Source organism: Pseudomonas sp. NPDC089554 (genome assembly GCF_050280645.1).
In the GTDB taxonomy this organism is placed as follows: Bacteria; Pseudomonadota; Gammaproteobacteria; order Pseudomonadales; family Pseudomonadaceae; genus Aquipseudomonas.
The window spans coordinates 1-5,088 of record NZ_JBNNVR010000158.1 but is presented as its reverse complement, the minus strand read 5'-3'; the positions used below and the strand labels follow the sequence as shown (position 1 = coordinate 5,088).

Sequence of the window (5,088 nt, the reverse complement as noted above, 5' to 3'; positions counted from 1 at the left end):
GTGAAGATTTGCCGTACCAGGCCGATACACTCCCTATCAAAGGAGATTTCCCCATGCGAGCCCTGATCGTTTTAGCCATGGCGGCCAGTGTCGTCAGGCGCAACACCTGGGAAACGTAAAGCTTCACCGTGTTCTCGGTGATGCCCAGCTCACAGGCGATCTGGTAGTTGGTCTTGCCCTTGCTCACCAGCTTGGCCACTTCCAGTTGCCGAGGTGACAGCTTCTCGAACACCGCAGGCAGCTCGCCTTCGCCCTCCTCGGCATCGCCGGCACGCCTGTGCACGCCATGGCCCCGGGCTTTTTCCAGGTCGTGGTAGAGGTCGTCGATGGACTCGGCCAGCTCCTGCAAGCGCTGGTTCAGGCTGCCCAGCTCGCGGAAGTTGCGCTGGCGCTCCAGCAGGGCATCTTCCTGGCGCTGCACGCCCTCGAGCAGCTCGATCAGGTCCATGGGTTTCTGGTAGTAGTCGGCAAAGCCCTCGCGCAGGGCGCGGATCACATCCTGCTTCTCGGCGCGGCCGGTCAGCATGATCGCCTCGAACAGGCGCTGCTGGCCGGCGATGCCCTTGAGGGCTCGTACCAGCTCGATACCATCGCGTTCAGGCATGTGCAGGTCACACAGCACCAGGCCGACGTCCTCGTCGGCCTTGAAACGCTCGACGGCCTCGTTCGTCGAGTAGGCGGGCACGCAGTGGTAGCCCTGGCTTTCAAGAAACTCGCAGAGTTCCTCGACGATCAACGGCTGGTCATCGACGACCAGCACCTTCACTTCATGCGCAGACTTGTTCACGTTCAACTCCCTGTTCGAAACGGTCCAGCTCCGTGGCCAACACTCCGCTGGCCATTAAAAAGTAGTTGCACTTTGCGATTATGTACAAGGGCTGTTCAACGCTATTCGACCACCGGACGGTTCATTGGATCCACACACAGGTCAAAAGAAAGCCGATTAGCACATAGGGTGCGAAGGGCTGTTTGTCGCCCATTTCCTCGGCCAGGCTTTGCAGGCGCTTCTTCACCTTGGGGTTGAGCAGGGTCCACAGGCGCCGCCTCCCGAGTATCCAGGCCAGCACCGCCACCCCTGCACCGATGAAGGTGCCGAGCACGTAATCATGGCTGGTGGCCAAGGCCAGGGCGCCCATCAGCTTCACGTCTGCGGCGCCGAAACGCCCCAGCATGTAGCCGGGCAGGGTAAGCAGCATGACGATGGCCAGGGCCCAGCCGGCGTCGCTGGCGTCGGCGCCGACCCAGCTGCGGCCGGTGGCGAACAACCAGGCCAGGGCACAGGCGGCGACACCCAGGGTTAGGGTGTTGGAGATCTGACGTTCACGGACATCTTGTTGGGTGCACAAGGCAAGCCACAGCAGCAGAACAATGCTTTGCATTGGCAATTTGCCATCCCTATTCGTTGAAGGCTTCTATGCTGTCTAGCAGGGGTTCAAACGTCAGGGTAGACGCGATCATGCAAGCAAGCGCGGCAAGGCGGCAAAAAGGTGCGGCAGCCATCGAGTTCGTTGCGGTGTTCATCGTGTTCTTCGCGGTTTTCTACGGGTTGGTCAGCCACGCCTTGCCGATGCTCATGTTGCAATCGTTCAACGAGGCCAGCAGCGAAGCGGTGCGCCGCTGTGTGGCGCTGGACCCGAGCAGCCCCAGCTACGCCAGCGACGTGCAGAACCTGGCCCGCGATGTGGTGCGCCAGCAACTGGCGTGGATGCCCGGCGCACTGGACTTCCAGCCCAGCAGCGACACCCAGGTCACCTTGAGCGGCAAGCTGCTCACCGTGGCCATCGACTACCCCAGCAGCAAACTGACCAACGTCCTGCCGGTGCTGGTGTTGCCTGTGGTCGGCAACGTGCCGCGCCTGCCTGAACGCCTGCGTGCCGAAGCGAGCCTGCAACTGTGAGCGGCCTGTTCGATCGCTGGCGCGGCGGCCAGCTGGCCACCCACGAGCCGAGCCTGCCCCAGGCGGTCGGCCTGCAACTGTGGCTCGACGAGCAGGCGCGGGTGTTGCGTCTGTCAGGCCCGCTGCGCACCCTGCTGGCGTTGCCCACACAACGTGAAGCGCGGGTGCACGATTACCTGGAACCGCACAGCTGGCTGGTGCTCGAAGGCGAGCCAGGCGACTGGCAGGGGCAGCCGCTGGACCTGGATTTCCGCACGGTGCTGGGCCATGCCCTGAACACACGAGGTTGGCTGCTACGCCATGCCGAAGGGTGGTTGCTGCAACTGTTCGACATCGGCGACCTGTTGCGTGCAGGCGTGCAAGGCGGCCAGTTGCAGGCTCAGCAATTGTTGGCCACGCAACTGGGGCAGGCGCTGCGCGATTGCGGTGAGGAGCGCCTGTGCGAGGCGCTCGGCGAGCAGTTGCGGCGCCTGGCCACGCACTGGCGGCTGGAGGCCGTGCGCCTGATGCTGCACGAGGCCTCGGGATGGCGTAGCCTGGCCAGCAGCGATGATGAATGGCCCTGGGCCGAGGACGCGCGGCTGCACCCCTGGCTGGTGTCTTTGCCTGGCGAAGGGGTGGTGGATGCACGCCAGCTGCCGGAGCTGCTGGCCCTGTGCGGCGGCCTGTCGCTGTTCCTGGTGCCGTACCTGCATGGGCAGGCCGTCCAGGTGTGGCTGTTGTGCGCAGGCGGCAGCACCCTGCCCACCGCCGAAGAGGCGCAGCCGTTGCTGCAAGCACTGGCCGAGCCGTTGCTGGCCCGCCATCGCCAGCGCCAGTTGCTGCGCCAGGCCCGCCACCTCGATGAGTTGCAACGCCAGCTTGGCGCCGGTTGGTGGGAGTGGCCATTGCACGGCCCGTTGCAGCTGGACCCGACCCTGGCGGCCAACCTTGGCTTGCCATGCCAGCCCAGTACCGAGCAGTGGCTGGAGCGCCTGCATCCGGCCGACCGGGAAAACGCCCAGATGGCCTTGCAGCAGGCCCGCGAAGGCCAGGGGCTGAACCTGAGCCTGCGACTGTTGGAGGACGACAGCCTGGGCGCCCCGCGTTGGCTGCATTGGGTCGGCCAGTTGCAAGGCTGCCAGCTACGCGGCTTCCTGCTCGACATCAGCGCGCTCAAGGCCCAGGAACAGCAAGCCGGTGCCGCCCGGGCACGCCTGGAAAACCTGATCGCCAGCTCGCCGGCGGTGATCTACATCCAGCGCTATGCCGAAGGTGCGCTGCACAGTGAGTTCTTCAGCGCCAGCCTGATGCCGCTGCTGGGCTGGCCAGCCGAAAGCGAACTGGCGCGCCAGCCGGGCCTGGCCGTGCACCCGGACGACCGCCCGCTGTGGCTGGCACGTACCCGCAGCCTGCTGCGCGACGGCCAGGTGCGTTGCCGCTACCGCCTGCGTGACCAGCGCGGCGGCTACCACTGGGTGCTGGACGAGGCGCGCCTGCTGCGCAATGACCTCGGGCAGCCGGTGGAAGTGGTGGGCCTGTGGCTGGATGTAAGCGAAGCGACCGAGGCTGCCGAACGGGTACGGCAAAGCGAAGAGCGCTATCGGGTGTTGGTGGAGGACTCGCCAGCAATGATCTGCCGCTACCGCCCGGACCTGAGCCTGGTCTTCGGCAACCGGCCGCTGGCCGATCACCTGGAGTGTCAGCCTGAGCAGCTGGCGGGGGTGAACCTTGGCCAGTGGATGTCGGACAGCCAGCGCGAGGCCTTCCTCCAGCGCCTGGCCACGCTGACCCCCGAACACCCACTGAGCAGTGCGGAGATCTGCCTGGACTTGCCGGGACGAGAGCACGCCTGGTGGGTGTGGGCCGACCGTGGCCTGTTCGATGACGAGGGCCGCTTGCTGGAGATCCAGGCGGTGGGCCGAGACAACACCGAAGTGCGGCGCAGCCAACGGCAGCTGTTGCAGGGCGCGAAGATGGCGACCCTGGGCGAGCTGGCCACGGGCCTGGTGCATGAAATCAACCAGCCGCTCAACGTGATGCGCATGGCCGTGGCCAACACGCTCAAGCGCCTGGAGAACGGCGCGGCGGACGTCGACTACCTGAACGACAAGCTGCACCGCATCGAGGCGCAGGTCGAGCGCGCCGCACGGCTGGTCGAGCATATGCGGGTGTTCGGCCGCCGTTCGGAGGTGGAGCGCCAGCCCTTCGCGGCCTGGAGCGCAGTGCAGGGCGCGGTGGCACTGCTCGACGAGGGCCTGCGCAGCAAGGGCGTGACGCTGCGTATCGAGGTGCCCCAGGAGACGGTGCTGGTGCTCGGTCATCAGGACCAGCTGGAGCAGGTGCTGATCAACCTTGTCGTCAATGCCCGCGATGCCTTGCTTGGGCAGGCGCTAGGCGAGGCCTGGATCGCCGTGCACCAGCAGGTCGAGGAGGAGCAGGTGTGCCTGCGGGTCGAGGACAACGGCGGCGGTATCGACCCGCGGCTGCTGGAGCGGATCTTCGAGCCGTTCTTCACCACCAAGCCGGCGGGGGTCGGCACCGGCCTTGGGTTGTCGGTCAGCCATGGCATCGTCGAGGCCATGGGCGGGCGCCTGGTGGCCGAGAACTTTGGCGCGGGAGCCTGTTTCACAGTGACCTTGCCGGTCTACAGCACCAGCTGAGCGCGGACGTTGGCGCAACTGAGGTTGGCGCCCACCTCGGCGTTGACCAGGTCGATGCCCAGCACTTTCAGCAAGACGTTCACCAGCGGGTCGAGCAGCGGGCTGAGCAGGTTCTTGATCAGTGGTTCGAGGATGGCCTTCACGCCATCGAGCACGCCGCCGAGAATCACCAGCACCTCGCCCAGGCCACTGTTGGCGGTGGGTTTGTAGGCTTCCAAGTGGATGCCCAGCAGTGTGTCGCTAAGGCTGCCGACTACGTTGTCATTGGCGGTGCGCATGGGCAGGTAGGCGGCGGGCTGGCCGATGTTTGGCGGCTGGGCGTTGCCATTGAACACCAGCGCGCGCTCCAAAGGGCCGCTACCCAGTACCTTGCTGTTCACCCGCAGGCCGATACCGCCGCCAGCGAAGGGTACGCGCGGCTGGCAGGTGGCAGGCAGGATCAGAAAGCGTGTGCAGACCTTGGTGCCAATGTCGATCAGGGGTAGCGCCTTGATCGCCGTGGTGCCCTGGGTGAAGAACGCATCCGCTGATTCGAACCGGCCCACGGCG

Annotated in this window: 4 protein-coding genes and 1 pseudogene; 2 read left to right on the top strand and 3 right to left on the bottom strand. The window is 65.7% G+C overall.

Annotated elements, in window-relative coordinates:
* The coding region (locus ACQKPE_RS25725; RefSeq protein ID WP_427669502.1) for a response regulator at positions 1 to 787 on the bottom strand (787 nt) is incomplete at its 3' end.
* Between the two features lie 121 nt (positions 788 to 908).
* Positions 909 to 1,379: an A24 family peptidase gene (locus ACQKPE_RS25720; RefSeq protein ID WP_427669500.1), complete on the bottom strand. Its 471-nt coding sequence runs from the start codon at positions 1,377 to 1,379 to the stop codon at positions 909 to 911.
* 77 nt (positions 1,380 to 1,456) lie between these two features.
* Here ACQKPE_RS25720 and ACQKPE_RS25715 point away from each other — a divergent pair, with 77 nt between their 5' ends.
* A complete protein-coding gene (locus ACQKPE_RS25715; RefSeq protein WP_427669498.1) occupies positions 1,457 to 1,897 on the top strand; it encodes a TadE/TadG family type IV pilus assembly protein in 441 nt (146 codons plus the stop codon).
* On the top strand, positions 1,894 to 4,539 hold the full coding sequence (locus ACQKPE_RS25710; protein WP_427669497.1) for an ATP-binding protein: 2,646 nt from the start codon (positions 1,894 to 1,896) through the stop codon (positions 4,537 to 4,539). The genes ACQKPE_RS25715 and ACQKPE_RS25710 overlap by 4 nt, the downstream gene beginning before the upstream one ends.
* Here the strand turns inward: ACQKPE_RS25710 and ACQKPE_RS25705 are convergent.
* Positions 4,524 to 5,088: pseudogene (locus ACQKPE_RS25705) on the bottom strand (pilus assembly protein TadG-related protein); the annotation flags it as partial. The gene ACQKPE_RS25710 and the pseudogene ACQKPE_RS25705 overlap by 16 nt on opposite strands.

Excerpts from the sequence above, each read along its gene's own strand:
- ACQKPE_RS25715 (WP_427669498.1), top strand. The coding sequence starts at position 1,457 with ATGCAAGCAAGCGCGGCAAGGCGGCAAAAAGGTGCGGCAGCCATCGAG.
- ACQKPE_RS25720 (WP_427669500.1), bottom strand. The coding sequence starts at position 1,379 with ATGCAAAGCATTGTTCTGCTGCTGTGGCTTGCCTTGTGCACCCAACAA.